General features: G+C 67.0%; 27 protein-coding genes. 21 read left to right on the top strand and 6 right to left on the bottom strand.

The window, feature by feature from the left end:
- Nucleotides 1-37: 37 nt before the first annotated feature.
- The gene (locus tag N4G42_RS21910) at nt 38-1,978 is read left to right on the top strand and encodes an MFS transporter (RefSeq protein WP_260668722.1); all 1,941 of its coding nucleotides are present in this window, start codon (nt 38-40) and stop codon (nt 1,976-1,978) included.
- Nucleotides 1,979-2,014: 36 nt separating this feature from the next.
- Here the strand turns inward: N4G42_RS21910 and N4G42_RS21905 are convergent, their stop codons facing one another.
- Nucleotides 2,015-3,013, bottom strand: a complete 999-nt coding sequence (locus N4G42_RS21905; RefSeq protein WP_260668721.1) for a Bug family tripartite tricarboxylate transporter substrate binding protein — start codon at nt 3,011-3,013, stop codon at nt 2,015-2,017.
- A gap of 124 nt (nt 3,014-3,137) precedes the next feature.
- Nucleotides 3,138-4,154 (bottom strand): 1-aminocyclopropane-1-carboxylate deaminase, encoded by a 1,017-nt coding sequence (locus N4G42_RS21900; protein WP_116750176.1) that lies wholly within the window; start codon nt 4,152-4,154, stop codon nt 3,138-3,140.
- Nucleotides 4,155-4,316: 162 nt separating this feature from the next.
- On the opposite strand from N4G42_RS21900, the gene N4G42_RS21895 reads away from it, so the two are divergent.
- Nucleotides 4,317-4,832, top strand: coding sequence for an Lrp/AsnC family transcriptional regulator (locus N4G42_RS21895; RefSeq protein ID WP_056065461.1), 516 nt, complete (start codon nt 4,317-4,319; stop codon nt 4,830-4,832).
- Between the two features lie 22 nt (nt 4,833-4,854).
- On the opposite strand, the gene N4G42_RS21890 is transcribed toward N4G42_RS21895, so the two are convergent.
- The gene (locus tag N4G42_RS21890; RefSeq protein ID WP_056065464.1) at nt 4,855-5,769 is read right to left on the bottom strand and encodes an EamA family transporter; all 915 of its coding nucleotides are present in this window, start codon (nt 5,767-5,769) and stop codon (nt 4,855-4,857) included.
- Nucleotides 5,770-5,938: 169 nt separating this feature from the next.
- Nucleotides 5,939-6,850 carry a LysR family transcriptional regulator gene (locus N4G42_RS21885; protein WP_056065468.1) on the bottom strand — a complete coding sequence of 304 codons (912 nt, stop codon included), beginning with the start codon at nt 6,848-6,850 and terminating at the stop codon, nt 5,939-5,941.
- A 266-nt stretch (nt 6,851-7,116) separates the two neighbouring features.
- Here N4G42_RS21885 and N4G42_RS21880 point away from each other — a divergent pair, with 266 nt between their 5' ends.
- From N4G42_RS21880 to N4G42_RS21810, 15 genes are read left to right on the top strand one after another with little or no spacing between them, the layout of a single operon-like run.
- Nucleotides 7,117-8,028 carry a transporter gene (locus N4G42_RS21880; protein ID WP_260668720.1) on the top strand — a complete coding sequence of 304 codons (912 nt, stop codon included), beginning with the start codon at nt 7,117-7,119 and terminating at the stop codon, nt 8,026-8,028.
- A gap of 25 nt (nt 8,029-8,053) precedes the next feature.
- Nucleotides 8,054-8,542: a hypothetical protein gene (locus N4G42_RS21875; RefSeq protein WP_260668719.1), complete on the top strand. Its 489-nt coding sequence runs from the start codon at nt 8,054-8,056 to the stop codon at nt 8,540-8,542.
- Nucleotides 8,543-8,553: 11 nt separating this feature from the next.
- The gene (locus N4G42_RS21870; protein WP_260668718.1) at nt 8,554-9,726 is read left to right on the top strand and encodes an alpha/beta hydrolase family protein; all 1,173 of its coding nucleotides are present in this window, start codon (nt 8,554-8,556) and stop codon (nt 9,724-9,726) included.
- A 38-nt stretch (nt 9,727-9,764) separates the two neighbouring features.
- On the top strand, nt 9,765-10,706 hold the full coding sequence (locus N4G42_RS21865; protein ID WP_260668717.1) for a VOC family protein: 942 nt from the start codon (nt 9,765-9,767) through the stop codon (nt 10,704-10,706).
- A 9-nt stretch (nt 10,707-10,715) separates the two neighbouring features.
- On the top strand, nt 10,716-11,051 hold the full coding sequence (locus N4G42_RS21860; RefSeq protein WP_260668716.1) for a Rieske (2Fe-2S) protein: 336 nt from the start codon (nt 10,716-10,718) through the stop codon (nt 11,049-11,051).
- Nucleotides 11,052-11,067: 16 nt separating this feature from the next.
- Nucleotides 11,068-12,201 (top strand): FAD-dependent oxidoreductase, encoded by a 1,134-nt coding sequence (locus N4G42_RS21855; protein ID WP_260668715.1) that lies wholly within the window; start codon nt 11,068-11,070, stop codon nt 12,199-12,201.
- Between the two features lie 12 nt (nt 12,202-12,213).
- Nucleotides 12,214-13,374: an MFS transporter gene (locus N4G42_RS21850; protein WP_260668714.1), complete on the top strand. Its 1,161-nt coding sequence runs from the start codon at nt 12,214-12,216 to the stop codon at nt 13,372-13,374.
- On the top strand, nt 13,371-14,390 hold the full coding sequence (locus N4G42_RS21845; RefSeq protein ID WP_099729124.1) for a tripartite tricarboxylate transporter substrate binding protein: 1,020 nt from the start codon (nt 13,371-13,373) through the stop codon (nt 14,388-14,390). The genes N4G42_RS21850 and N4G42_RS21845 overlap by 4 nt, the downstream gene beginning before the upstream one ends.
- A 16-nt stretch (nt 14,391-14,406) precedes the next feature.
- Nucleotides 14,407-15,204 (top strand): cyclase family protein, encoded by a 798-nt coding sequence (locus N4G42_RS21840; RefSeq protein ID WP_260668713.1) that lies wholly within the window; start codon nt 14,407-14,409, stop codon nt 15,202-15,204.
- Nucleotides 15,205-15,215: 11 nt separating this feature from the next.
- Complete coding sequence (locus tag N4G42_RS21835) at nt 15,216-15,797, top strand: cupin domain-containing protein (RefSeq protein ID WP_108500000.1); 582 nt, start codon at nt 15,216-15,218, stop codon at nt 15,795-15,797.
- Complete coding sequence (locus N4G42_RS21830) at nt 15,794-16,765, top strand: Bug family tripartite tricarboxylate transporter substrate binding protein (protein WP_260668712.1); 972 nt, start codon at nt 15,794-15,796, stop codon at nt 16,763-16,765. Before N4G42_RS21835 ends, N4G42_RS21830 begins: the two co-directional genes overlap by 4 nt.
- Complete coding sequence (locus tag N4G42_RS21825) at nt 16,762-17,508, top strand: SDR family NAD(P)-dependent oxidoreductase (RefSeq protein ID WP_056065496.1); 747 nt, start codon at nt 16,762-16,764, stop codon at nt 17,506-17,508. The genes N4G42_RS21830 and N4G42_RS21825 overlap by 4 nt, the downstream gene beginning before the upstream one ends.
- 4 nt (nt 17,509-17,512) lie before the next feature.
- On the top strand, nt 17,513-18,502 hold the full coding sequence (locus N4G42_RS21820; RefSeq protein ID WP_056065499.1) for a tripartite tricarboxylate transporter substrate binding protein: 990 nt from the start codon (nt 17,513-17,515) through the stop codon (nt 18,500-18,502).
- 11 nt (nt 18,503-18,513) lie between these two features.
- Complete coding sequence (locus N4G42_RS21815) at nt 18,514-19,509, top strand: fumarylacetoacetate hydrolase family protein (RefSeq protein WP_056065502.1); 996 nt, start codon at nt 18,514-18,516, stop codon at nt 19,507-19,509.
- Nucleotides 19,509-20,489 carry an NAD-dependent epimerase/dehydratase family protein gene (locus N4G42_RS21810; protein ID WP_260668711.1) on the top strand — a complete coding sequence of 327 codons (981 nt, stop codon included), beginning with the start codon at nt 19,509-19,511 and terminating at the stop codon, nt 20,487-20,489. Before N4G42_RS21815 ends, N4G42_RS21810 begins: the two co-directional genes overlap by 1 nt.
- Nucleotides 20,490-20,623: 134 nt before the next feature.
- On the opposite strand, the gene N4G42_RS21805 is transcribed toward N4G42_RS21810, so the two are convergent.
- Nucleotides 20,624-21,805 (bottom strand): saccharopine dehydrogenase family protein, encoded by a 1,182-nt coding sequence (locus N4G42_RS21805; RefSeq protein WP_056065508.1) that lies wholly within the window; start codon nt 21,803-21,805, stop codon nt 20,624-20,626.
- A gap of 294 nt (nt 21,806-22,099) precedes the next feature.
- Here N4G42_RS21805 and N4G42_RS21800 point away from each other — a divergent pair, with 294 nt between their 5' ends.
- From N4G42_RS21800 to N4G42_RS21785, 4 genes are all read left to right on the top strand, one after another.
- Complete coding sequence (locus N4G42_RS21800; RefSeq protein WP_056065512.1) at nt 22,100-22,588, top strand: YiaA/YiaB family inner membrane protein; 489 nt, start codon at nt 22,100-22,102, stop codon at nt 22,586-22,588.
- Nucleotides 22,589-22,738: 150 nt separating this feature from the next.
- Nucleotides 22,739-23,224 carry a hypothetical protein gene (locus N4G42_RS21795; RefSeq protein ID WP_200938973.1) on the top strand — a complete coding sequence of 162 codons (486 nt, stop codon included), beginning with the start codon at nt 22,739-22,741 and terminating at the stop codon, nt 23,222-23,224.
- Nucleotides 23,225-23,295: 71 nt separating this feature from the next.
- Complete coding sequence (locus tag N4G42_RS21790; RefSeq protein WP_156379558.1) at nt 23,296-24,090, top strand: DUF2145 domain-containing protein; 795 nt, start codon at nt 23,296-23,298, stop codon at nt 24,088-24,090.
- A 118-nt stretch (nt 24,091-24,208) separates the two neighbouring features.
- Nucleotides 24,209-25,261 (top strand): zinc ribbon domain-containing protein, encoded by a 1,053-nt coding sequence (locus N4G42_RS21785; RefSeq protein ID WP_260668710.1) that lies wholly within the window; start codon nt 24,209-24,211, stop codon nt 25,259-25,261.
- Nucleotides 25,262-25,289: 28 nt separating this feature from the next.
- Here N4G42_RS21785 and N4G42_RS21780 read toward each other — a convergent pair whose 3' ends face one another.
- Nucleotides 25,290-26,699, bottom strand: coding sequence for a sensor domain-containing diguanylate cyclase (locus tag N4G42_RS21780; RefSeq protein ID WP_146872081.1), 1,410 nt, complete (start codon nt 26,697-26,699; stop codon nt 25,290-25,292).
- Nucleotides 26,700-26,729 lie beyond the last annotated feature (30 nt).

Raw genomic sequence — 26,729 nt, 5'->3', positions numbered from 1 at the left:
TCCAACAAGCCAACCCATCGGAAACGAGGAGAAACGCATGAGCCCCGACACCGCCTCCACCAGCGTGGCCCCCGCGCCCACGCACGAGGACCCGAACCAGTTTGCCTTGCTGCGCCAGCGGCGGTTTGCGCCATTCTTCTGGACCCAGTTCTCTGGGGCGGCCAATGACAACCTCTTCAAGTTCGCCTTCACGGTGATGGTGACCTACCAGCTCAGCGTGGACTGGCTGCCGCCGGCCATGGCAGGGCTGGTGATCGGCGCCCTGTTCATCCTGCCGTTCTTGCTGTTCTCGGCCACTTCGGGCCAGCTGACCGACAAGTACGACAAGACGAAGATGATCCGCTTCGTGAAGAACCTGGAGATCGCCATCATGCTGGTGGCGGCCGTGGGTTTCATCGCGGGCAATATCCCCATCCTGCTGCTGTGCACCTTCTTGATGGGCGTGCACTCCACGCTGTTTGGCCCGGTCAAGTTTGCCTACATGCCCCAGGTGCTCAACGAGCGTGAGCTGACGGGCGGCAACGGCATGGTCGAGATGGGCACGTTTGTGGCCATCCTGCTGGGCAATGTGGCGGGTGGATTGCTGGTGGCCATCCCGGGCATCGGCCACACCACGGTGGCCGTGGCCTGTGTGGTGGCGGCACTGGTCGGGCGTGCGGTGGCGCAGTTCATCCCCTCGGTGCCGGCCACCGATCCGGGCCTGACCATCAACTGGAATCCCTTCACCGAAACCTGGCGCAACCTCAAGCTGGCGCACGAGAACATCGTGGTGTTTCGCTCGCTGCTGGGCATCAGCTGGATGTGGTTCTTCGGCGCGGTGTTCCTGAGCCAGTTCCCCAGCCTGGCCAAGAACGTGCTGCATGGCAACGAGCAGGTGGCGTCGCTGCTGCTGGTGGTGTTCTCCATCGGCATTGGTGTGGGCTCGCTGCTGTGCGAGGTGCTCTCGCGCCGACACGTCGAGATCGGCCTGGTGCCGCTGGGCGCCATCGGCATGAGCGTGTTCTCCATCGACCTGTATTTCGCGTCGCGCAGCCTGCCGGCGTCCGAGATCATGGGCCTGGCCGCCTTCATGGCCCAGGGTGCGCACTGGCGCGTGATGCTGGACCTGGCGCTGCTCAGCCTGTTTGCGGGCCTGTACAGCGTGCCCATGTATGCACTGATCCAGATGCGCAGCCAGCCCACGCACCGCGCGCGCATCATCGCGGCCAACAACATCCTGAACGCGCTGTTCATGATCGGCAGTTCGCTCATCGCCGGCGCCTTGCTGGGCACGGGTTTCACGGTGCCGCAGATTTTCCTTTTCACCGGCCTGGCCAACGCCGTGGTGGCGTTCTATATCTTCATGCTGGTGCCCGAGTACCTGCTGCGCTTTGTGGCCTGGGTGTCTTCGCGGTTCGTGTACCGCTTCAAGGTGCAAGGTGACGAGAACCTGCCGTCCACCGGCGCAGCCATCTTGGCGTGCAACCACGTGAGCTTTGTGGATGCGGTGCTGCTCATGGCGGCCAGCCCGCGCCCCATCTACTTCGTGATGGACCACCGCATCTTCCGCGTACCCGTGCTGGGCTGGCTGTTCCGCCTGGCCAAGGCGATCCCGATTGCGCCGTACAAGGAAGACCCGAAGACCTACGAAGCGGCCTTTGACCGCGCGGCCCAGGTGTTGCGCGAAGGCGATCTGCTGGCCATCTTCCCTGAGGGGGGCATCACCAAGGACGGGCAATTGCAGGAGTTCAAGGGCGGCATCATGAAGATCATCGAGCGTGCGCGTGCAGAGGGCGTAGAGGCTCCGGTGATCCCCATGGCGCTGACCAACCTGTGGGGCTCGTACTTCAGCCGCATTGAAAAGGGCGGCGCCATGGTGCGGCCGTTTCGCCGGGGGTTCTACAGCCGGGTGGGGCTGAATGTGGGCTCTGCCGTGGCATCGACCGAGGTGCAGCCCACACTGCTGCGCGAGCGGGTGCAGAAGCTGCTGGCGGCCTGACGGCCAAGAGTGCAAGCCGCCCGTGGCTGGGCGGGTTCAGTCCGCCCGAATTTGCGCCCGTTGCGCAATCGCACGCATGCGTGGCAGCTCGTCCTCGATTTGAGCCAGCACGGCATCGCCCGTGGCGTAAGACGGCTCCAGCCCTGCGGCGATGAGCTTGCTGCGGATTTCGGCGTCTGCCAGGGTCTCGGCCAGGGCCTTGTGCAATTTGGCCTTGGCCTCGGCGGGCAGGCCGCGCGGCGCGACTACGGCCAGCCAGGAATCGGCAGAGAAGCCGGTAAAGCCACTTTCTGCCACCGTGGGCACGTCGGGCAGCTGCGTGGCCCGCGTGGCGCCCGTGACGGCAATGGCCTTGATCTTGCCTGCCTTGAGCTGTGGCAGCGCTGCCGCCACGGTGTCGATGGTGAAGGGAATCTGCCCGCCCATCAGGTCTGCCATGGCGGGGGCGCTGCCCCGGTAAGGCACGTGCATCAGCTTGATGCCCGCGGCCGACCAGGTCAGCTCGGCTGCGAAATGCCCCGTGGTTCCGTTGCCAAACGAGCCGTAGGAGAACTTGTCGGGCGTGCGCTGAACGGCAGCGATCAGCTGCCGGAGGTTGTTGACGGGCACATCGCGGTGGGCCAGCAGAATCAGGGGCACACGGGCGACGAGGCCGACGGGCTCGTAGCTTTTGACGGGGTCGTAGGGCAGCTTGGCGTTCAGCGCGGGGTTTACGGTGAAGGTGGAGCCAGAACTGATCAGCAGCGTGTAGCCATCGGCAGGCGCATTGGCCACATACGCCGCGCCGACCACGGTGCCCGCGCCCGCCTTGTTCTCGACCACGATGGGCTGGCCCAGGCGGTCGCCCAGCTTCTTGCTGATGGTGCGGCCCACGATGTCCACGGCGCCCCCCGGCGGAAAGGGCACGACCAACTGCACCGGCTTGGCGGGATAACCGTCGGCATGGGCGAGTCGCCACGTGCCGAGTCCCAGCCCCGCGGCGGCTGCCGCCACGAGGATCACGCTACGCCGACTGACAAGCTGCAAGCACTTCATGGGGGCTCCTTGGATCGGGGGTACGGGCGGGGCCCTTGCCTGGCGGTCAAGGGCCCTTTGAACAGGTGCTCAGATCAACGACAGCCCGGCCAGCTGTGCCAGCCGTCGCTGCTCGCTGGACGCATCAGCCGTTGCGAAAAAGAAAGCTGTAGGCGTTCAACGCCGGCACCCCTCCCAGGTGCGCATAGAGCACGCGGGAGCCTTCGGGGAATTCGCCCTTTCGCACCATATCGATCATTCCGTGCATGGACTTGCCTTCGTACACCGGGTCGGTCAGCATGCCCTCCTGGCGGGCGCACAGGCGGATGGCTTCGAGCGTGCCCTCGTTGGGCAGGCCGTACTCGGGGCCGCCGTAGCGGGTGTCCAGGATCACGTCCTCGGCCGTGATCTCCTGGCCCAGTTCTACCAGCTTGGCCGTGTTCTGTGCGATGCGCAGCACCTGGGCATGGGTTTTTTCGGGCTTGGCGGATGCGTCGATGCCGATCACCTTGCGCGCCCGGCCGTCGGCCGCAAAGCCCACCACCATGCCCGCCTGCGTGCTGCCCGTGACCGAGCACACGACGATGTAGTCGAACTGGAAGCCCAGCTCTTTTTCTTGCTGGCGCACCTCCTCGGCAAAGCCCACAAAGCCCAGGCCACCGTACGGGTGCTCGGAGCAGCCTGCGGGGATGGGGAAGGGCTTGCCGCCAGCCTTCTTCACGTCTTCCATGGCCTGTTCCCAGCTGGGGCGAATGCCGATGTCAAAGCCCGCTGCGTCCAGGCGTACGTCGGCGCCCATGATGCGGCTCATCTCGATGTTGCCCACGCGGTCGTACACCGCGTCGGAGTAGTTCACCCAGTTCTCTTGCACCAGCACGCACTTCATGCCCAGGTGTGCAGCCACGGCGGCCACCTGGCGCGTCTGGTTGGACTGGATGCCGCCGATGGAGACCAGCGTGTCGTAGCCGCCCGCAATCGCCTCGGGGATCAGGTATTCGAGCTTGCGCGTCTTGTTGCCGCCGAAGGCGAGGCCCGAGTTGCAGTCCTCGCGCTTGGCATACAGGTGCACCTTGCCGCCGAGGTGGGCCGACAGGCGCGGCAGCGCCGTGATGGGAGAGGGGCCGAAGGTGAGCGGATGGCGGGCAAATTTCTGCAGGTTCATGGCGGTGTTCCGGTCGATGAAGAGGGGGCGCAAGCGGGGGGGCTTGCAGTGCCTTCATCGTAGAAAAACACGCGCGTCAAGTGGTTGCAAAATTTTCCAAAATTTCAGTGTTTCAGGTTGATGGATCAGAATGTCAGGGATAAATATTTCTCTGGGTGATCTATGAGCGCAACAAAAGTTCGTCCCAAGAATGCGCCGCAGGCTGATGTCTCGGCCGAGCTGGACCGTACCGACAAAGCCATCCTGCGCCAGCTGCAGCGTGATGCGTCGTTGTCCAACGTCGCGCTGGCCGAGAAGGTGCATCTGAGCCCGCCCGCCTGCCTGCGCAGGGTGGAGCGCCTCAGGCGCCTGGGACTCATCGACAAGGTGGTGGCGCTGCTCAACCCCCAGGCGGTGGGTGCGGGCATGCTGGTGATGATTGGGGTGGTGCTGGACCGCTCCACGCCCGAGTCGTTTGCCGAGTTTGAAAAGGCGGCTGCCAAGGTATCCGGCTGCATGGAATGCCATGTGGTCACCGGCGAGTTCGACTACTTCATGCTGGTGCGCACGCGCGACAACGACAGTTTCAACCGCCTGCATGCCGAGCAGCTGCTCTACCTGCCGGGGGTGCGGCAGGTCCGCTCGTTCATGGTGCTGCGCAACGTGCTCTCGACCACCGAGTTGCCGCTGGCGGTGTAGCGGCCTGCGTCCGACCGACCGTCTACTGGGCGCCGCGCAGCCGTCCCATCATGGCCGCCCAGGCCGGGCCGCCAAACACGTTGACTACCAAGCCCGCCATCAAGAGCCCGGCGCCTGCAAAGTGCACGGGCAGCAACTGCTCGCCAAACGCCACCCAGCCCGTGGTCAGGCCCACCACGGGCACCAGCAGCGTGAAGGGCGCCACGCGGTTCACGGGGTAGCGCGACATGAGGTAGGTCCACAGCCCGAAGCCCAGCAGCGTCGAAATCCACGCGATATAGGCCACGGCGGCCATCGATTGGAAGGACAGGTGCTGCACGGCCGCCCACACCGTGGCGGGCCCATCCAGCCACAGCGACAGCGCCACAAAAGGCAGTGGCGCCACTACGCTGGACCAGACGATGAAGGCAAACTGGTTCATTGGCCCATACCGCCCCACGGCACGCGTGACGATATTGCCGCAGCCCCACATGGCGGCTGCCGCCACCGTGAGCGCAAAGCCTGCCAGGGGCATGGAGGCGCCATGCGCGCTGCCGATCAGCACCAGCCCGCAGCCCGCCAGCGCCAGGCCCGCCACCTGGTTACCGTGCCATTTCTCGCGCAGCCACCACGCGGCCAGCAGCAGGGTGAAGAACGACTGCGACTGCAACACCAGCGACGCCAGGCCCGAGGGCATGCCGATGTGGATGGCGGTGAACAGCAGAGCAAACTGGCCCACGGCCATGGTCATGCCGTACAGCAGGTACAGCCTCAGCGGCACCTTGGGAGGCTTGACGAACAGCAGTGCGGGGAAGGCTGCGAGCAGGTAGCGCAGCGCTCCCAGCAGCAGGGGCGGCACACCGGCCACGCCCACCTTGATGACGGCGAAATTGAGGCCCCAGACCACGATGACGAGCAGGGCCAGGGCGAGGTCGCGGGGGCGCAGGGAAGAGGGCATGGTGTTGCGGGAGTGGCCGTGGACGGGCTCCGATTGTGGCTTGCACACCCCGCCCATAGCGGCAGTGTTCGGCCAGGTTTCCGATCAAAACGGGACATTTTGCGCACCCCACCCCACCGCACTGCACTGCACTGCACTGCACTGCACGCAGCGCAGCGGCATGGGTGGGCTAGATGCGTGCGGCCACGGCCATGGCCCGCTCGCGCAGCCACTCCAGCCCAGGGTCCTTGTCGCGGTGCCGGTGCCACTGCAGTTTCTGGCGCATGGGCGGAATCTCCAGGGGCGGCTCCCAGATGCGCACGGGCAGGCCAAGCTGAACGGCACGCAGGGCGATGCGTTTGTGCACCGTGGCCACACGGTGGGTGCCAATCACCAGGCTGGGCAGGGCGGCCATGGTGGGCGCCGAGATCTCGATGCGGCGCTTCACGCCAAAGCGTTCGAGAAACCAGCCGTCGAACGCCGGGATGTGCCGCGCGCCCGAATAGTCGGCCACCACATGGCCGGCGGCCAGGTAGTCGTCAAAGCTCAGCGCTTCGGAGATGTGGGGGTTTCCCTCCCAGGTGATGCACAGGTAGGTTTCCTCGAACAGCGTGACGCTCGGGTGCCTGGGCGAGGCGTATTGCTCGGGAATGATGAGGACGTCGGCCCCGTATTCCTCCAACTGCTCGACAGGCCGGTTGTTCTGCGCACGCAGGTGCAGTTGCACCCCGGGCGCTTCCTGAAACAGCTGCTCGATCAGCGGTTGCATGAGCACCGTGGTCGTGAAATCGGACACCAGCAGGGTGAAGCTGCGGGTGGAGGTGGCGGGGTCGAACCGGGGCTTTTCTGCGATGGTGCTGTCGATGCGCATCAGGACCTCGCGCACGGGGTCCAGCAGCCCCTCGGCACGCGGCGTCAGCACCATGGTGCGGCCTTGCTGCACCAGCAGCTCATCGTCGAAATAGGTGCGCAGGCGCGCCAGCGCGTTGCTGGTGGCGGGCTGGCTCAGGTGCAGGCGCTCCCCGGCGCGGCTGATGCTGCGTTCGGTGAGCAGGGCGTCCAGTGCCACGAGCAGGTTCAGGTCCAGTTTGTTAAAGCGCATGGGCAGCAGGCATCGATGAGGGCATGTGGTTTCTTCCGTGCACCCAGCCAGGTGCAACAGGGGGCCGCAGAGTCCCTGAGCTATTCATGAAATCAATACTGCGAATGGAATCAATCCATTTGATCTAAGTTAAGGCCGATCTTAATCTCGCTCCCGTCCTGCCACCTGGCAGACCCGATGAGGGGCCCACCCGTGCTACCGAGGCCCTGTCGAGCAAAGCGAAAACACGCCCAGCCTGGCTGGATGCGTAGAAAAAGGAGACAACGATGAAGACGGTACTTTCCCGCGCCGGGCAGGCGGCGGGCTGCATGTTGCTGAGCCTGCTGGGCGCACCCCAGGCCCAGGCTTTCGAAGGGGGCGTGTCGCCCTTCCCGGTCGGATCGACCGGCGAATACGTGGCCGGCCTGCCGCCCATTCCCGGGTTGTTTGTGCTGGAGCAGGTGCACCACACCACCTCCAGCGGTCTGTATGACAACCACGGTGACAAGCGACCCATCCCGTTCAAGCTGAGCGCAACCTCGGCCACCACGCGGCTGCTGGCGTCCTACGACATGACGGTGCTGGGCGCACGGCTGTATTCGCAGCTGGTGATTCCTGCCGTCTCCTTGCGCACCGACGTCGCCGGCCACGGCGAGCGGCACAGCGGGGTGGCCAACATCACCGTCTCGCCCGCCGTGCTGCGCTGGAGCCTGACAGACAAGACCTATGCCGTGGCGGGCTTGGACATCGCGCTGCCCAATGGCTCCTACGACCCGCACCGGCCCAGCGTGTCCACCGGCTACACCTCGGTCCAGCCGGTGCTCGGGATTCGCCACACCGATCCGAGCGGCCTGGATATTGGCCTCATCAACCGCCTGATGGTGAACCGTGAAAACAGCACCACCCATTACCGCTCGGGCAGCGGCTATGTGGGCGAATTCACCGCTGGCTGGAACGTCGGCCCCTGGAAGATGGGCATGGTGGGTTCGTACCTTCACCAGTTCACGGACGACAAGCAAGGCGGCGCCACCATCCAGGACAACCGCGCACGCAGCTTTGCGCTGGGGCCCTCGCTCAACTACAACGCCGGCCCCTTCAGCGTGAGCCTGAGCTACCAGCGGGGCCTCTACGCCGCCAATACCACCAAGAACAACGTGCTGGGCATCGGGATCGCCATTCCTCTGTGGATCAAGCACTGACCTCGCACATTCCGCACTGCACACCATGACCCACAAATCTCTGATGGCGTTGCCCCTGATGGCCGCCTGCGCGCTGGTCCATGCCGCCACGCCCGCCGAGCTGCAGGCGGTTTTCGACCGCTATGTGCAGGCCGTGCACGCGGCAGACATGGGTGCGGTGCGTGCGCTGATCGCCCCGGATGTCGAGCGATCGGACTACCCGGCTTGCACTGCGCCGATGGACAACCCGACCTGCCTGGCGCTCTACATCGACCAGACCGTGGTGCAGCCGCGCGCACGGCTCACTGTGCTTTCGGTGGAGGTGCGCGCCAGTGAGTTGACCGCCCGGCTGGAGGTGCGCAGCCCGCTGTATGAGAAGGCGGGCGTGGAGCGCATCGTCGGCAGCGATGCGCTGCGCATCGAGGGCGGCCAGATCCGGGCCTTCCGCTTTGTGCCGGACTTCGCAGACCCCGCCACGGCCCGCTTCTTCTCCAGCATCGGCATCACGCCGCGCCCCCGCAGTTCCCAACCCTGAGTCTGAAATAGATGTTCAAGTATTTCCCCACCAACTACGTCTGGAACCTGTCCGTCGATCTCGCCATTGAAATGGGCGCGCGGATCGGCGAAATCGAGGAGATGTGCGCCCCCCTGCAAGAGGCCGCCAAGGCCCCGGACGCTGCGGGCACGCAGGCTTTTCGCGAGACCTGGGTGCGCATGGCCGACAAGCTCTGCGGACTGGCTGAAGAAGACGAAACCCGGGGTCGCATGCTTTCGGCCGGTGAGAAGTACCGGCGCGCTGCGAGCTACCTGATCACCGCTGAGCGGCTGCAGGCGCACAACGCACCGGGCCGCCTGACCATCTACCGCCGCGAACTGGAGCTGTTCCTCAAAGGCTCGGCCCTGCTGGGCGATCCATTGGAGCGCGTGGAAATTCCGTACGAGGGAACCCACCTCTCTGCCCTCTATTACCCGGCCAAGGGGCTCCGGCCGGGCCAGCGGGCGCCGATTCTGGTGCAGCTCAACGGGCTGGACTCGACCAAGGAAATGAAGCACCTGGTTGGACTGCCTGCGTGGCTGGCCCACCGTGGCGTGTCCTCCCTGGTGGTGGATCAGCCAGGGACCGGCGAAGCCCTGCGTCTGCACGGACTGACCGCGCGGTACGACACCGAGCACTGGGCCAGCCGCGTGGTGGACTGGCTGGAGCAACACCCCGCCGTGGACCCGAAGCGCATCGGCTGCGAAGGCGTGTCCCTGGGAGGCTACTACTGCCCGCGCAGTGTGGCGATGGAGCCGCGCTTTGCCTGCGGCGTGGCCTGGGGCGCGAACCACGACTGGCGGGACGTGCAAGAACGCCGCTTGCAGAAAGAAGGCGACTTCCCGGTGCCGCACTACTGGGCCCACGTGTGCTGGGTATGGGGTGCCAAGGACATCGACGACTTCATGCGGATCGCGCAGAACGTGCACCTGGACGGCGTGGTCGAGAAGATCCGCGTGCCTTTCCTGGTCACGCACGGCGAGCGTGATTCGCAAATCCCGCTGAAGTGGGCGCACCGCACCTACGAGCAGCTGGTCAATAGCCCCCGGCGAGAACTCAAGGTGTTCACCGACCGCGAAGGCGGCTCGCAGCACGCGAGCTTTGACAACAGCATCAATGCGGGCCACTACATCGCGGATTGGGTGGCAGAAGTCCTGGGCGGACACACCGCCTGCAGGGCTTGAAGCCCCACCGCACCACTGACACCACAAAGGATCAAGAGATGAACATCATTGGACCCGACGCGCTGGTTTTTGGCGTGGACGACATCGCCGCCTGCGCGCAGTACCTGACGGACTACGGGCTGACCCCGGTCGGGGTGACGGCACAGGGCGGGCGCTTCGAGGCGCTGGACGGGACAGCCGTGGAAATACGCGCTCATGACGACCCGGAGTTGCCGCCTTCGCTGGGCACAGCCAGCCTGCTGCGCGAAACCGTCTACGGCGTAGCCGACGCGGCCACGCTCGATACCATCGAGGCCGAACTGACCCGCGACCGCGTGGTGGTGCGCCAGGGCGGCGTGCTGCGCACCACGGACGACCTGGGCTTTGCCCTCGCGTTCCAGGTCACCGTGCGCAAGCCGCTGTCGATGCCTGCCGAATCCGTCAACGCCCCCGGGGCCGCGCCGCAGCGGGCTCCCAACGCGCTGGGTCTGCCGCCAGACCTGGTGGCGCGACCCCGCTCGCTGTCGCATGTCGTGTACTTCGTTCCGGACGCGGCCAAGGCCGAGGCGTTTTATGCCCGCCTGGGTTTTGTCTGCACAGACCGGTTCACGGGCGTCGGCCCCTTCCTGCGCCCTGCGGGCACGCAAGACCACCACACGCTGTTCATGATCCAGACGCCCCCGTTCATGAAAGGCTGCGAGCACTTCACCTTCCACATGGGCGGCCCCACTGAGTTGCTGCTGGCCGGCACCCGCTTTGTGGAGAAGGGCTACCAGAGCTTCTGGGGCCCCGGGCGCCACCGGTTCGGCAGCAACTGGTTCTGGTACTTCAACTCGCCCCTGGGCTGCCATGTCGAATACGACGCCGACATGGACCAACATGACAACACCTGGGCGCCGCGGGAGGTGCCGATGAGCGCCGATGCCTCGCAGCTGTTCCTGTTCCAGCACCGCGAGAAGTGGGCGCCCTCGGGCCCGCCGCCAGCGCAGGCGCACCATTGAGCCGGCACCATGAAGCTGTGCCACTGGAGCGACCTGCCCGACGGTGCCTCGCGGGGCTTTGACCCCGCAGGCCACGGCCAGGACACGGTCATCGTCGTGCGGCAGGGCCTGCGGTTGCATGCCTATGCCAACGTCTGCCCCCACGATGGCGTCCCGATGGCATGGCGCAAGGACCGGTATCTGAACACGGCCGGTGACCGCATCGTCTGTGCGGCCCATGGCGCACTGTTTGACATCGTCACCGGGGTGTGCACTCTGGGGCCGTGCCTGGGCGATGCGCTCACCCCCGTACCCCTGGTCCTGCAAGCCAATGGCGACGTCCATCTGGCGAATCCAAAAAAATGAACAAGGAGACAAACCCATGAGCCTATCTTCCCAACGCATCCTGGTTATTGGCGGCGGATTTTCCGGCATGGCAGCGGCCATTGAGCTGAGCAAGCAGGGCGCCAAGGTGGATCTGGTCGAGATCGACCCCGGCTGGCGCAGCTATGGCGCCGGCATCAGCCTGGGGGGCGCGACGCTGCGGGCGCTGCGGCGCCTGGGTGTTCTGGAGGCCTTTCTGGCCCAGGGCAACGCCTCGGACGGCGTGAACCTGCACCTCCCCCATGGCCCCCTGGTGGCCACGCTGCCCACGCCCCGCATTGCGGGCGACGATGTGCCGGGTGGCGGCGCCATCCTGCGCCCGGTGCTGGCCCGCATCCTGGCCGAGGCCACCCGCGCAGCGGGCGCCAATGTCCGTCTGGGCTGCACCTTCGCTGCCATCGACCAGCAGGCTGACGGGGTGCTGGTGACTTTCACCGACGGCCAGCGCCAGCGCTATGACCTGGTGATCGGCGCGGACGGGCTCTACTCCAAGGTGCGCGAAGCCGTGTTTGAAAACGCCCCCCGGCCGCGCTACAGCGGCCAGGCGGTGTGGCGCGCCGTGCTGCCCCGGCCGCCAGAGATCGAGACGGCCACCATGTGGATGGGGCCCCAGATCAAACCCGGCGTGAACCCGGTCTCCAAGACCGAGATGTACCTCTTCGTCACCGAGCCGCGCCCCACCAACGACCATGTCGATCCAGCGACGTTTGTGGACGCCCTGCGCGCGCTGCTGGAGGGCTTTACTGCCCCCACGCTGCAGGCTATCCGCAGCCAGATCGGCCCGGACTCGCAGATCGTGTACCGCCCGCTGGAAGGGCTGCTCATGCCCCGACCCTGGTCCCGTGGGCGCGTGGTGCTGATCGGCGACACGGTGCACGCCACCACGCCCCACCTTGCATCGGGCGCCTGCATCGGCATCGAGGACGCGCTGGTACTGGCCGATGAACTGGCGCAGTCAGCGGGCGACGTGCCGGCTGCGTTGGCGGCCTTTGAAAGCCGCCGCTGGGAGCGCTGCCGCATGGTGGTGGAGAACTCGGCACGCCTGGGCGAGATCGAGATCGACGGGGGCGACAAGGAAGAGCACTCACGCATCATGCGGGAGTCCCTCATGGCGTTGGCCCAGCCCATCTGAAGCGAGGTCGCCATGATCACAACCAATTCGCTGCGGGGCCGCGTGGCCCTGATGGTGGGCCATTGCGCGGGCATGGTCGATCTGGTCGCGTTGCCGGTGTGGGTGGGCACGCTGATCTCGGTGTACCACTTCGACCCGCAGCAGGCGGGCCTGCTGGCTACCTTGTTTCTGGCCGGGGCGGTCGCGGCTAGCCTGGTGCTGGCGCCGTTCTTCCAGCTGCTGCGTGGGCGCAGCGTGGCTACCACAGGGTTTGCTGGCGCTGCCGTGGCATTTGCCGCAGCCTCCACCACGCAACAGTTTGCCTTGCTGGCCCTGTTGCACGGCGTTGCCGGGGTGGCTGCGGGCGCGGCCCTGAGCGTTACGCATGGCACCATCGCCCGCAGCCAGAACCCCCACCGCCTGTTCGCGCTGGTGGGCATGGCGCTGGGGGTGTTTGCCATCGTGTTCCTTGGCGGCACGCCGGTGCTGGTGGCGCAGCAGGGCGGGCCGGTGCTGTTCCAGGTGTTTGCCGGTGTCATGGCGGTGGGGGCGATGACTGCGGCAGTGGCGTTTCCCGCGCCTGACATAGCGGGTGGTGCGGAGCGTTCACGGACGCCTGCCACGCCTTTGCCTGCCGCCGTCTGGTGGGGCGTGACAGGCATCGCGGCCCTGGGATTGGTGCAGTCCATGACCTTCAGCTTTCTGGAGCGCGTGGGCAGCGACCGTGGTTATGGCCTGCAGGCGGTCACCGGGGTGCTCATTGCCCTGGGGGTGGTCAACCTCTTCCCTGCGGCCCTGGCGGCGGTGCTGGAAAAGCGCTGGGCAGCCCGCAACGTGCTGCTGGCGGGACCTGCGCTGCAGGCTTTGCTGGTGGTGGTGATCATGAACTCGTCCATGTTTGCACCCTATGCGGCGGCCGCCGCCGTGTTTGCGGCCGTGATGATCTTCACGCACACCTTTGCCTTTGGCGTGCTGGCGCGGCTGGACCCCAGTGGCCGTGCGCTGGCCGCGACTCCTGCCATGCTGATGTTTGGTGCGGCCATTGGGCCCATCCTCGGTGGCACGCTGGTCAAGGCCTGGGGCTATGGCAGCTTGGGGGTGGCCGCCTTGGTGATTGATGCAGTGGCGGTCTATGCATTTGCACGCATTCATCGTGCTCCGGGTACTGCAGTCGCAGTGAAAGGCATGGCATGAGCACGCCTTTTGCCTCAGTGCAGACCCAGCAGGCTCGGCTCAGCCGCCGCGCCTGTCTGGTGGCGGCGGCAGCGGGCATGGCTGCGCCGTGGGGCCGCGCGCAGTCGGGGCGGCACGTCACCTTCATCGTGCCCCAGCCTGCGGGCAACCCCAGCGACGTGTTCGCCCGCAAGCTGCAGACAGTGATGCAGCGCGAACTGGGTCAGACCATCGTCATCGAGAACCTGCCGGGCGCTGGGGGCTCCATCGGTGTGCAGCGAATGCTGAACGCGCCAGCCGATGGTGCAACGCTGGTCGTTGCGTCGCAGACCGAGCCCATCCTCACGCCCTTGTCTCTGGCCAGCGCGCGGTACAAGCCCGAGCAGATGCGTGCCATCGGCACGCTGGGGCGGACCAGCTACGTGCTGGCAGGCCGGACCGACATGCCCGCCACCACCCATGCACAGTTGCTGGATATTGCGCGGCAAGCGGCGGCCGCTGGCAAGCCGCTGACCTTTGGGCACATCGGTCAAGGTTCGATGATCCACCTGATGGGGACACAGTGGGCGCGCCTGTGTGGCGTGCCGCTGGTGCATGTGCCGTACCGGGGTGTGCCACCGGTCGTGCAAGACCTCATGGGCAATCAGATCGATCTGTCCTTTGTGCCGCTGGGCGGCGCGTCGCTGAACATGCTGGAGACGGGCAAGCTGCGCGCCTTCGGCAGCACCGCCGCCAATGCGCCTGCGCTGCTGCCGCACGTCGCGCCATTGAGCCAGCAGTCTGCGGCGCTCAAGGGCTTTGAATACACCGCCTGGGGCGCGCTGCTGGTGGCGCGCAATACCCCCGACGCGGCGGTGCGTCGCCTGCACCAGGCCTTTGGTGTGGCCCTGCGCGACACCGAGGTCCAGAGCTTTCTGCGCGCCAATGGCACCGAGCCCCAGGAGCCTCTGTCACTGGCCGCCCTGGACCACTTCTACCAATCCGAAATCCAGATCCACCAGGCCCTCGCCCGAACCGTGGGCGTGGTGCCTGAGTGAGCTTTGTACCCCTGCCATGACCAAACCCCAACGCCGCTTTGTGGACCTTTCCATCTACCTGGAAAACGATGTCCTCTCCGACCCGCCCCCCCTGGCGCCCAAGATCACGTACCAGAAGCACGCCGACACGCTGCCCGAGTTCATGGCCATGATCCCGGGCACCCAGCCTGAGGACTACCCGGATGGCGAAGCAGCTGCCGCCGAATGGGTGACGCTGACCACGCACAACGGCACGCACCTGGATGCGCCGTGGCACTTCCACTCCACGCAGGACGCGAAGAACGGCGGAGCCCGTCCCTCCATCACCATTGACGAGGTGCCGCTGGAATGGTGCTTTCAGCCGGGTGTGAAGCTGGACTTTCGCCACCTGCCCGATGGCTACGTCGCCACCGCCGCCGATGTGCAGGCCGAGCTGGCCCGCATCGGCCACACGCTGCAGCCGCTCGACATCGTGGTGGTCAACACCCGCGCTGGGTCGCGCTACGGGCACAAGGACTACCTGGGCGCGGGGTGTGGCATGGGCTACGAAGCGACGATGTACCTGCTGGAGCGCGGTGTGCGCCTCACGGGCACCGATGCCTGGAGCTGGGATGCGCCGTTTTCGTACACCGCCCAGCGCGTGGCCGAGACAGGCAACAAGGCCCTGATCTGGGAGGGCCACAAGGCGGGCCGCGACATCGGCTACTGCCATCTTGAGAAGTTGCACAACCTAGAGGCGCTGCCGGCCACGGGGTTCACGATCAGCTGCTTCCCCCACAAGATCCGCGGTGCCTCGGCAGGCTGGACGCGCGCGGTCGCCATTTTTGAAGACTGAGGAGTCCGTTCATGGGTTTTCCATCCATCCACCGCGTGGTCACGGGCCACAACACTCAAGGCCGGGCCGTGGTCGCCAGCCAGGGGCCGCTGCCCACCGTGGTCGAGATTGCGGCCATTCCCGGTACGGTGTTCCATGAGGTCTGGAGCACATTGCAATCGCCCGCCGTCGTGGACAACGGCCCGGACCCTACGCTCGGTCCGCTGGTGCTGCCGCCCCCGCAGGGTGGCACGCGCATCCGGTTCGTGGACATTCCGCCCGATACGCCCGAGTTCCTCGCACGGGGTGCCGAGCGCATGCATGACGCCTTCAGCCAGATTGGCGATGCGGCCGCCTCCACGGTGAAAACCGACTCCCCCCACCCGCTGATGCACCGTACCGAATCGGTGGACTACGGCGTGGTGATTGAAGGCGAACTGACGCTGGTGCTGGACGAAGGCGAAGTGCCACTGCGCCCCGGCAGCGTGGTGGTGCAGCGGGGTACCAACCACGCATGGGCCAACCGTTCGGGCGCGCCGTGCCGCATGCTGTTTGTGCTGGTGGACGGGCGCTTTGATGAGTCAGTGGCCGCACCTGCCAAGGAGCAGCCATGAGCACGCGCCGTCAATGGCTGGGCGCTGCAGCGTCCGCAGCGGTGGTCCCCTGGGCGTGGGCGCAGGCCCCGTATCCCGCGCGCCCTTTGAGCTGGGTGGTACCTTACCCGGCCGGGGGCTTTGGCGACGCGATGTCGCGCCTGCTGGTGCAGAAGCTGGGAGAGCGCATGCAGCAAGCCGTGGTCGTGGAAAACAAGCCCGGAGGTGCCGCGCAACTGGCGGCTCAGTACGTCAAGCAGCAGCCCGCCGATGGCCACACCTTGCTGTACGCAGACATCGGCCCGCTGGCCATGTACCCGGCTCTGTACGCCAAGCTGAGCTTCAGCCCTCTCAAGGACTTTGCCCCCCTGACGCGCTTGTTCAAGTCGCCGCTGGTCGTGGTCGTGCCTGCGGGCAGTCCGTTCCAGACTCTGGCCGACCTGCTGCGCGCGGCGGCTGCGGGTGATGGGCTCAACTATGGCTCGTACGGGCAGGGCAGCCAGCCCCATGTGTGGACCGAGCAGCTGCGCATCAAGACGCGTTCGCGCATGACCCATGTGCCCTACCAGGGCGCAGCGCCCGCGCTGCAGGACCTGATGGCCGGGCGCCTGGATTTCATGTGCGATGTGGTGGCATCCAGCTTGCCGCTGGTGCGCGAAGGCAAGCTGCGCGCGCTGGTCAGCGTGGGCAGCGAGCTGCGCCTGCAGGTGCTGCCCCAGGTGCCCACGCTGACCGAAGCCGGGCATGCGGACCTCGACACTCCGGGCTGGAACGGTGTGATGGTGCGCGCGGGCACGCCTGCGCCGGTGGTCGAAGTGCTGCACAAGGCGGTGGTGGCGGCGCTGGAGTCGCCTGAGGTGCTGGGCCGCTACCGGCCGCTGGGCCTGGAGCCTGCACCGCTGGCGCCCTCTGCATTTGGCGAGTTCATCCAGAGCGAATCGCAGCGATGGGGCTTGGCCATTCGCCAAGCCGGGATCAAGGTCGAATGAGTCTCTTTGATCTGCAGGGTCGCACCGCCCTGGTTACGGGGGCCACCCAGGGCCTGGGTCTGGCGATTGCGCGCACCCTGGCCGAGCAGGGCGCCCGGGTGGTGGTCTCTGACCGCGATGCGCTGGCCTGTGAGCAGGTCGCTGCGTCGTTGCCCAACGCCATCGGTATCGCTGCCGACATGGCGGTGCCTGCGGCCATCGCTGCGCTGGTGGAGCGCGCCGGGCCGCTGGACATCCTTGTCTGCAATGCCGGTATCCAGGGGCCTGCGGGGCCTTTGGCCAATGCCAGCGATGCAGACTGGCAGCAGGTGTTTGACATCAACCTGTGCGCCGCAGCGCGGCTGTGTGCCTTGGTGCTGCCTGGCATGGCAGCGCGGGGCGGCGGCAGCGCGGTGCTCATCTCCAGCATCGCGGGCCTGCGCGGCAACCGGTCGATGGGCCTGTACGGGCTGACCAAGGCGGCGCTGGCCCAGTTGGCGCGCAACCTGGCTGTGGAATGGGGACCCATGGGCGTACGGGTCAACGCCGTATCGCCCGGCCTCATCTGCACGCCGTTGGCTGAGCGGCTCATGGCCGACGACGCCTTCATGGCGCGGCGCATCCAGGCCACGCCGCTGCGGCGCGCCGGAGAACCCGAGGAAGTGGCTGGCGTGGTCGCCATGCTGGCCAGCCCCGCCGGGGCCTTTGTGACCGGACACAACCTGGTGGTCGACGGCGGCACCACCATCAGCGATGGGAGTTGAAACCATGCACGGCATGCTGAACCGAAGAACCCTGCTGGCCAGTGCCTTGGCGCTGCCCATGAGCACCTGGGCAGCCACCTGGCCCACACGGCCGTTGCGCATCGTCCTGCCGTTCGCGGCCGGAGGCAGTTCGGACCTGGTGGCCCGCCTGCTGGCCGACAAGCTGGGCCTGGCCCTGGGCAGCCCGGTGGTGGTGGAGTCGCGCGCGGGTGCCAACGGCATCATTGCCTCGGAGTCCGTAGCCCGCAGCACCGACGGGCATTCGCTGCTGTGGGTCAGCGCCGCTCACGCCATCAACGGCAGCCTTTACCCCCGGCTGCCGTATGACACGCAGCGCGACTTTGCCCCCGTAGCCCTGGTGGCCAGCCCCGGGCCCATGGTGATTGCCGTGCCTGCAGCCCTGCCGGTGCGCAGTCTGTCCGACCTGATGGACCTGGCTCGGCGCAAGCCTGGGCAGGTCAGCTACGCATCGGCCGGGGTCGGCAATGTGCTGCACCTGGCGGGCGAGATGCTGGCGCAGCAGGCCGGAGTGCAGTTGCTGCACGTGCCCTACAAAGGCGCTGCGCCCGCCCTCAATGATCTGGCGGCCGGGCAGGTGAACCTCATGTTCAACAGCGCCCTGGCCGTGGCCCCCATGGTCAAGGACGGGCGCATTCGCCTGCTGGCGCAGACCGGCGCGCAGCGCTCGCCTGCCTTGCCCTCCGATCTGCCCACCGTGGCCGAAACGCCGGGACTGGCAGGCTTTCAGGTCACGGGCTGGTTTGGCTTGTTGGCGCCTGCAGCCCTTCCCACCGAGGCCATCGCGCGGCTCAATGCCGAATGCGTTCGCATCCTGGCCCAGCCCGAGCTGCGCGAAAAGCTGGCCCTGCTGGGCAGTGCCGATGCCCCCACCCAGAGTGCGCGTGAGTTTGGCGCATTTCTGACTGCAGAGACCGACCGCTATGCCCGCGTGATCCGGGCGGCGGGGCTGCGACTGGAAACACCTTCTTCCTGATAGGACTGGCGATGCGATTTGCAACTCTGAAAGACGGCAGCCTGGACGGCCGCCTGGTACTGGTTTCTTCCACCGGCTTGCAGGCCGTCGAAACCGCCCCGATAGCGACCAGCTTGCTGGCAGCCTTGCAGAACTGGGATGCTGTAGAGCCCGCCCTGCGCGAGCGCGCTGCTGCGCTGGAGGCGGGCACGGCAACCGGCAGCTTTACGTTCGATCCCGCCGCATGCAGCGCCCCCTTGCCGCGCAGCCCGCAGTGGCTGGATGCGTCGGCGTTCCTCAACCATGGACGCTTGATGGAGCGCGCCTTCAACACGCCGCCCATTCCGCATTTCGACACGATCCCTGTCATGTACCAGGGCGCGAGTGACGACTTTCTGGGCCCGCACGACGACGTACCGATGGCCAGCGAAGCCGATGGCATCGATTTCGAAGGCGAGTTCGGCGTCGTCTGTGGCCCGGTGCCCATGGGCGTGACGCCTGAAGCAGCATTGAATTGCGTCCGCCTGGTGGTGCAGATCAACGACTGGAGCCTGCGCGCGCTGGGCCCGCACGAAATGAAGACGGGCTTTGGATTCTTGCAGGCCAAGCCTTCCACCAGCTTTGCCCCGCTGGCCGTGACGCCGGATGAACTGGGCGATGCCTGGCAGAACGGGCGGGTGCATCTGCGGCTGCATGTGGACTCCAACGGCCAATGGTTTGGCCACCCGCATGGCGGCGAAATGAACTTCAGCTTCTGCCAGCTCATTGCCCACGCGGCCCGCACACGGCGGCTCACGGCAGGCACCATCATCGGTTCGGGAACCGTGTCCAACCAGGCCCGCGATGCAGGCTCAGCCTGCCTGGCCGAGCGGCGTGTGATCGAGATCCTGGACGAGGGCGCCGCCAAGACGCCGTTCATGCGCTACGGCGATACCGTGCGCATGCAGGCGCGCTGGCCCGATGGTCGTGAGGGGCCTTTTGGTGTGGTGCACCAGCGCGTGGTGGCTGCAGGCACGGGGGCACGCTGATGCATGTGGTTGTTACCGGTGCTGGCGGGTTCATTGGTGCCGCCCTGGCCGAGCGGTTGCAGTCCGCCCCACTCGTGCCCGGTACGCCCTTGCGATTGACGCTGGTGGACCGCGTCGGGCCTGCTGCGCCTTGCGCGCCGGGCGTGCAATGGCACGTCGGTAGCTTTGCCGATCGCGCTTTGTTCGAAACCCTGGAAGACGATCCGCCCGACTGCGTATTCCACCTGGCCAGTGTCCCGGGATCGCTGGCCGAGCGTGAGCCTGCGCTGGGTGTGCAGGCCAATTTGCTGGATACCGTGGCCTTGTGCGAAGGGCTGGCGCGCCCAGTGCGCGCAGGGCGGGCACCCGTCCCGCGGCTGGTGTTTGCCAGCTCGGTGGCGGTGTATGGCGCGCTGGGCGCCCAGGCGGTCGATGAGCGCCAGTGGCCGCAGCCCACGCTCAGCTACGGGGTGCACAAGTGGATGGCGGAATTGCTGGTGGCGGACTACAGCCGGCGTGGCGATATCGATGGCCGCAGCCTGCGGCTGCCCGGCATCGTGGCGCGGCCCCCGGCAGAAACGGGCTATGGCTCCGCATTCATGAGCCAGATATTCCATGCCCTGCAGGCGCGGCAGGCTTACATGTGCCCCGTGTCGCCGCAGGCCACGGCGTGGTGGATGTCGCTGGAGTGTTGTCTGGACAACCTGATGCATGCCGCGCGCCTGCCCGCGCAGGGCCTGCCGGCCGAACGGTGCTGGCAACCTCCGGTGCTGCGCTCTTCGGTGGAAGAGGTCGTGCAGGCCATTGCCCGCGCGGTGGATGCCGATCCGGCCGAGTGGATTCGGTATGTGCCTGAGGCCCATATCGAAACGCTGTTTGGCCGCCTGCCCGCCTTGCACACGCCCCGCGCGGAGGCGGCCGGTTTTCGGAACGACGGCTCGCTGCAGTCCCTGGTCACAAGCGTGCTGGGCGGGCTGCAGGGCGGTGGTGGAGTGAAGTAGGGGGCGACAAAAAAAGGGCGCGCCACGGGACGCGCTGCGGGGCAGGCGCCGGACTGGTGGGCGGCGCCGTGTGCCGCAGCGCTCCCGTGACGCGCCGGGCCCTCAGCCGATGCGGGCGCTGGTCTGCGGCGCGTTCAGGGCGTCTCGACCGCGAAGTCCAAGCCCGCATTCGCCTGCAGCCGCGCGATGAGCCGGTCGCCCATCGCTGGGGCCGTGGTCCAGATGCCGCCAGGCGTTTCCGTGGCTTCCTGCAGCAGGCACACCGCCGCTTCGGTGATCATCTTGGAGGTGGAACCATAGCCCGGGTCGCGGTCGCCCTTCACGCCCACGCGCAGGGTGTGGCCTGCGTCGTCGGTGCCCAAAAACAGCACATCGTAGAAGCCGTTTTCGCGTTCCTCGCGCGAAGGGCCTTCGCCGGGCTTGGGGCCCTTGTCCGAGCCCAGCGACTTGTCGCCCGCCACTGCGTTGGCGATGGCCTCGCCCTTTTCGCCGGGGCCGGTGATGAGCATTTCGTCGTAGACAAGGTCGGTGCCGTAGGCGTGCTGCAGCAGGAAGTTGGAGCGGTGCACATTGCGCGTGTTGATGGCGGCCATCACGAACGGGGCCACCCAGACGCCATCGCCCAAAGCCTCGTCCACCATGGGCTTGTTGCCCGAAGGCTGGCGCGGACCTTCAAACCCGGGGGTGAGCGAGAAGGGGTTTTTCAGCAGGTCCAGCACACCGGGCTGGGTGGCAGCGGCCGCCATGGTGGCCTTGAGGCTGGCGGCGGTGCCACCTGAGAAAGTGCCCTTCATCTTGCGCACCCGGCCGCGCACGCGGGGTGCGGGGTGGCCGAAGCGGTGGCGGAATTCCTTTTGCAGCAGGAACACGCCCAGGTCGAACGGGATCGAGTCGAACCCGCACGAGAACACGATGCGCGCGCCGCTGGCCTTGGCGGCGGCTTCATGCGCGTCGATCATCTGGCGCATCCAGGCGGGCTCGCCGCACAGGTCCACATAGTCCACCCCGGCCTTGGCGCAGGCGGCCACCAGTTCGTTGCCATACAGCTGGTAGGGGCCTACGGTGGTCAGCACCAGGCGCGTGGCGTCCATCAGCGCCTGCAGGCTGGCGGGGTCGCTGGTGTCGGTCACGATCAGTGGGGTGTCGGCGGGGGCGCCCACTTCGTCGCGCACGGCGGCGAGTTTGTCGGCATTGCGGCCCCCCATGGCCCAGCGCAGGCCGCTGCCGGCGGGGTAGCGTTGCAGCAGATATTCGACCACCAGGCGGCCGGTGAAGCCGGTGGCGCCGTGGACGACGAGGTCAAAAGGTTTGGTCATGGTGGGGGCTCCGTCCGTCAGAAGTACAAGGTCCGGGGGCGGGCAGAAGTTGCCTTGCCCGGAGAGGCTGCCATTCTCTGTGGCCGTGCCTGCTGCCTCTGTCGCGCAGGTGCGTGGCGAGGGCCGCGTAGGGCCTGAACAACGGCTTGCACCGAATTTTCTGAGAAAAAGTACCGTAAAACGATACCGGATAGCCTGCGGGTGGCCACTGTTACGGTTCAATGCAGACACGCAAGTTACGTCTGGGCACCATTCGTTCCGTGTTCAACCAACGCCCTTCAGGGCACCACAGCAATGTCTTCTTCTCCCATCGTTGTTCAGCGTGACACCAAGGCCTGGCAGCTGCAGGTGTGGGTCTCGTTCGGCATCGCGGTTTTTCTGTGCGCCGTGGGTCTGGCGTGGCTGCCAGGCGAGCAGCTGGAGCAGGCGTTCATGGTGATGGGCTACGTGTTCTGCCTCTCGGCCGCGTTTGTGCTGGCCAAGTTTGTGCGGGACAACGAAAGCGCCTCGCGCCGTGGCGGTGGTGACACCCCCATGTGGAAGCTGGTGGTGTGGGGGGGCTTTGCGGTGGCCATGGGCCTCACGGGCTGGGGCCTGCTGAGCATGGACATCAACGTGACCTACAAGGCGTTCCTGGGCGTGAGCTGGCTGTACCTGATCACCACCGCCTTCACGCTGGCCAAGATGCTGCGCGACCGCCATGAGGCCGACCTGCTCGACGCCCGCCTGCAAGGCCGCCGCGAAGCCGCCCAGGCCGCTGCCCAGAACAGCAGCGTGAACTGAGCGCACCCGGTGTGCACAGGCGGCAAGCAGCCGCCCTTCTGGACGAATTTCTTTCTGGTTCTTTCTGGTTCTTTCTGGTTCTTTCTGGTCTTTCGACCCGGTCTGCTCCGCATCTTGGGTGTGGGCGGGCCGTACCCTGAGGAGTGAATGATGATGAATGCCATGTTTTCTTCGTGGGGCTCTGCCGCTCGCCTGCCCCGCGCTCTGCTGGCCGCTGGTGTGGTGTGTGCGGCCCTGGTGGCTGCTGCGCCGGCCCGTGCCCAGAGCGAGGCTTCTGCCGCGCTGTCGCTTTTGCCCGTGGCCTCGGTGGTGGGCACGGCGTCGGTGGCCTCGGCGGCCGCCGGTGCGGTGGTGACGGTGCCGGCGGCGTTGTCGGTGGGCGGCGCGGTGCTGACGGTGCGGGCGGTGGAGGCCTCGGCCGTGGGCACGGTGTACCTGCTGGAGCGTGCCTCGGATGGTGCGCAGGTGAGTGTGGAGGTGGTCGGCCGTGGTGCGGCGGGATCGGCCTATGCCGTGGGCACCCTGGTCACCTGCAGCGTGATCGGCACGGGCGTGATCCTGTCGGCGGCAGGCGAGGCCATTGCCTTTGTGCCCAATGCCATCGGCCGCGCCTTGCTGCACAACGAACGTCTTTGAGGAGCGGCACGATGGTGAGAAACCTGACCCTTGACCGCAGTCCCGCGCAGCGCATCCCTGCCGTGGTGGGCATGGTGTTCCTCGCTGGGGTCGCGCTGCTGGCCGCCACGCCGGCCCACGCTGGCCGCTCGTGCGAGTCGCGCAAGCCCGTGCCGCCGCAGGTGATCGAGCGCGGCATGAAGCTGGCCGAGCAGACCTCGGTAGCGCTGGATGCCGAACATGCCAAGTCGGGCGCACAGGTGGTGGCGCTGGCCCGTGCGGGGCAGGACCTCTCCAAATACGGCCTGCGCTATTCGCACTTTGGCTGGGCCTACAAGACGGCCGAAGGCCCGTGGCGCGTGGCGCACAAGCTCAACGAATGTGGCACGGCGGTGGGCCACCTGTACCGCCAGGGCCTGGGCGAATTCTTTCTGGACGATCTGTGGCGCTACGAGGCCGTGTACGCCGTGCCCACGCCCGAGGTGCAGCAGCGCCTCCTGGCCGTGTTGCAGGACAAGGGCCGCACCAAGACGCTGCAGCACCCGCCCTACAGCATGGTCAGCTACGCGTGGAGCCGCAAATACCAGCAGTCCAACCAGTGGGCGCTGGAGACCCTGGCGATGGCCATGGAGCCCGCCACCTTGCGCTCGCGCGACCAGGCGCAGGCCTGGCTGCAGTTCAAGGGGTATGAGCCCACCACGCTCAGGCTGGGGCCGCTCACGCGCATGGGCGGGCGGGTCGGGTCGGCCAACATTGCGTTTGACGACCATCCGAACGAAAAGCGGTTCTCGGACCGCATTGAGACCGTGACCGTCGACTCAGTCCTGGCATGGATGCAGCGCACCCAGCTGGCAGCCACACCGGTGGTGCTGGCGATTAAAAATTGAATCAAAATGCCAGCAGGCGCAATCAATACATGCGCTGAAAGCTATAAAAAGAAGAGCATTTGCCGGTGCGCTACCGCGCGCACCCAACCCGGCGCACAGCGCCACCGAGGAGAAGAACATGAGCAAGTCGCTGAGACTGTCCGAAAAATGGTTCCGCCGTGGCCTGTGGCTGGTGGCGCTGGTGTTTGCCAGCTTCCTCATCGGGCTGGGCGGCACCATCGTGGGCGATCTGCCCAAGGTCGAGACACCGCTGCGGGTGGACGACTTTCTGGACAAAGCCGCAGCCGACAAGCTGCGCGCCGAGGTCAAAACAGCACGCCAGGCCGAGCAGGACGCGCAGACCGCGCTGGAGCAGGCCCAGCTGCAGCGCAGCAAGGTGCGCAGCGAGGTGCAGGCTGAGCGGGAGAGCTTCAACAACTGGCTGTCCACGCGCAGCGCCACGCAGCGCGCTGACCAGGATCCCGAGGTGATCGCGCGCACCCAGGCGCTCGATGCCCTCAAGCTGGTGGAGCGCAAGGCCCAGCAGGCGGTGGAGATGCAGCAGCAGGCTGCCCTTGATGCCCGCCAGGCGGCAGCCGCCCGGCAGGAGCAGCTCAATCAGATGGAGTCCGACGGCTACGTGAAGCTCGGGGCCGAGCGCCGCAAGGTCGAGCTGCGCGTGTTCCTGTACCGCCTGGCCCTCACGCTGCCGCTGCTGGCCGCCGCCGGCTGGCTGTTCGTCAAGAAGCGCAAGAGCACCTACTGGCCGTTCGTGTGGGGTTTTATCTTCTTTGCGCTGTTTGCCTTCTTTGTGGAGCTGGTGCCCTACCTGCCGAGCTACGGCGGCTACGTGCGCTACGTGGTGGGCATTGCCGTGACGGCTGTGGTGGGGCGCTATGCGATCCAGGCGCTCAACCGCTATCTGGAGCGCCAGAAGCTGGCCGAAGCCTTGCCCGACCAGGAGCGCCGCAAGGAGCTGAGTTACGACGTGGCCCTGGCCCGCCTGGCCAAGAGCGTGTGCCCCGGCTGCGAGCGGCCCGTGGACCTGAAAAACGAGAAGATCGATTTTTGTCCGCACTGCGGCATCGGCCTGTTCGACCACTGCGGCCACTGCAGCACCCGCAAGAGCGCGTTTGCGCGGTTCTGCCATGCCTGCGGCACTGGGGCGGGCGTGAAACTGGCGCAAGAGTGAGGCAGGCCGCGCTGCGGCCCAGGCGGGCCTAGCCCACCATCACCCGGTTGCGCCCCTCGGCCTTTGCGCGGTACAGGGCCGTGTCGGCGGCCAGCAGCAGGGTGTCCATGTCGGCATCCGCGCCCAGGGTGGCGCTGTGCACCAGGCCGATGCTGACGGTGGCCCGCTGGGGGCCGCCCTGCGTCGCATCCAGCGCCTGCCGTTCCACGGCGCTGCGCACCCGCTCGGCAATGGCCTGGGCCTCGGTGGGGGACACGCCGGGCAGCACGGCGGCAAACTCTTCGCCCCCCATGCGACCCAGCACGTCGTCGGCGCGCAACGCGCGCGCCATGGTCTGCGCAATGCTGACCAGCAGCCGGTCGCCCGCGCCGTGTCCGTGCTGGTCGTTGACCTGCTTGAAGTGGTCCACGTCCACCATCATCACCGCCAGCCCGGTGGATTCGCGCTGGTAGCGCTCCAGCAGACGATCGCCCTGTTTGAGCAGTGCGCGGCGTGCCAGCACACCCGTCAGGTCGTCGTGGCGCACGGCATGGTGCAGGCGCCGCAGGGCCTCGGCGCGTGCCGCGCTGGCGCAGGCCACGGCCAGGGGCCCCAGGGCCAGCAGCGTGACGCCCACGCGCAGCGAGAACACATCGCCCGCATGGGCTGGCGTGAAGTTGAGCACGCCAGTGGCCACGCCCGCCATGGTCCACAGGCACACCACCAGCGACAGCAGGCTGGAGGTGAAGGCGCTGTAGCTCAGCGCACACCACAGCAGCCCTGGCACGACAAAAGCCAGCATGCCGGGCCCGCCGATGAGCGTGCGGATGCCCTCGGCCAGCACCAGCGAACTGACGGGCGCAACACGCCAGAACAGCGGCGTGTCCGGGGTGTGCGAGGGCGGGTCTGCCGCGCGCGGAGCGGCCAGCACCACGGGCACGATGAGCATGTAGTTCATCAGCTCGGTGCTGAACCACAGGGACAGCAGGTCCGTCCACGGGGAGTCGAAATACACCGGTGCCGCGCCGCAGCCTGCCAGCGCACCCACTGCGCTGGCAACCAGCGCTGCCAGCAGCAGGTACAGCGCCGCCACGGTGCGCTGCAGCCGCAGGATGGGCTCGTCCAGCCCCCGCAGCACCAGCCAGCCGGCGGTGGCGCCCAGCAGGTTGGCGGCGTTGAGCCACAGGGCCATGCCCCAGGCACTGCCGGTAGCCAGGTCGGCCGCTACATAGCCCACTGCCGCCGCCACCCAGGCGGGTGGCCGTGCCAGATGGGGGTAGCGCACCAGCAGCCCCAGCAGCAGTGCATTGGCAGGCCAGAACGCCGACAAAAAGCCGATGGGACGCGCAAAGATGCCCACCAGGCAGGCGGTGAAGATCAACAGCGCCAGGGCGGCCCAGGCCACGGGCGGGGGAACGGTCCGGGCGGGGGCAAAGAGGCGGGGCAGGGTGGGCGGCATGTCGGCAGCGAAGGCGTGCGGGCCCCGATT

Source organism: Acidovorax sp. K2F (genome assembly GCF_025246485.1).
Lineage (GTDB): Bacteria > Pseudomonadota > Gammaproteobacteria > Burkholderiales > Burkholderiaceae_C > Acidovorax > Acidovorax delafieldii.
The sequence above is the reverse complement of the archived record's forward strand: the minus strand, read 5'-3'. Positions and strand labels throughout refer to the sequence as shown.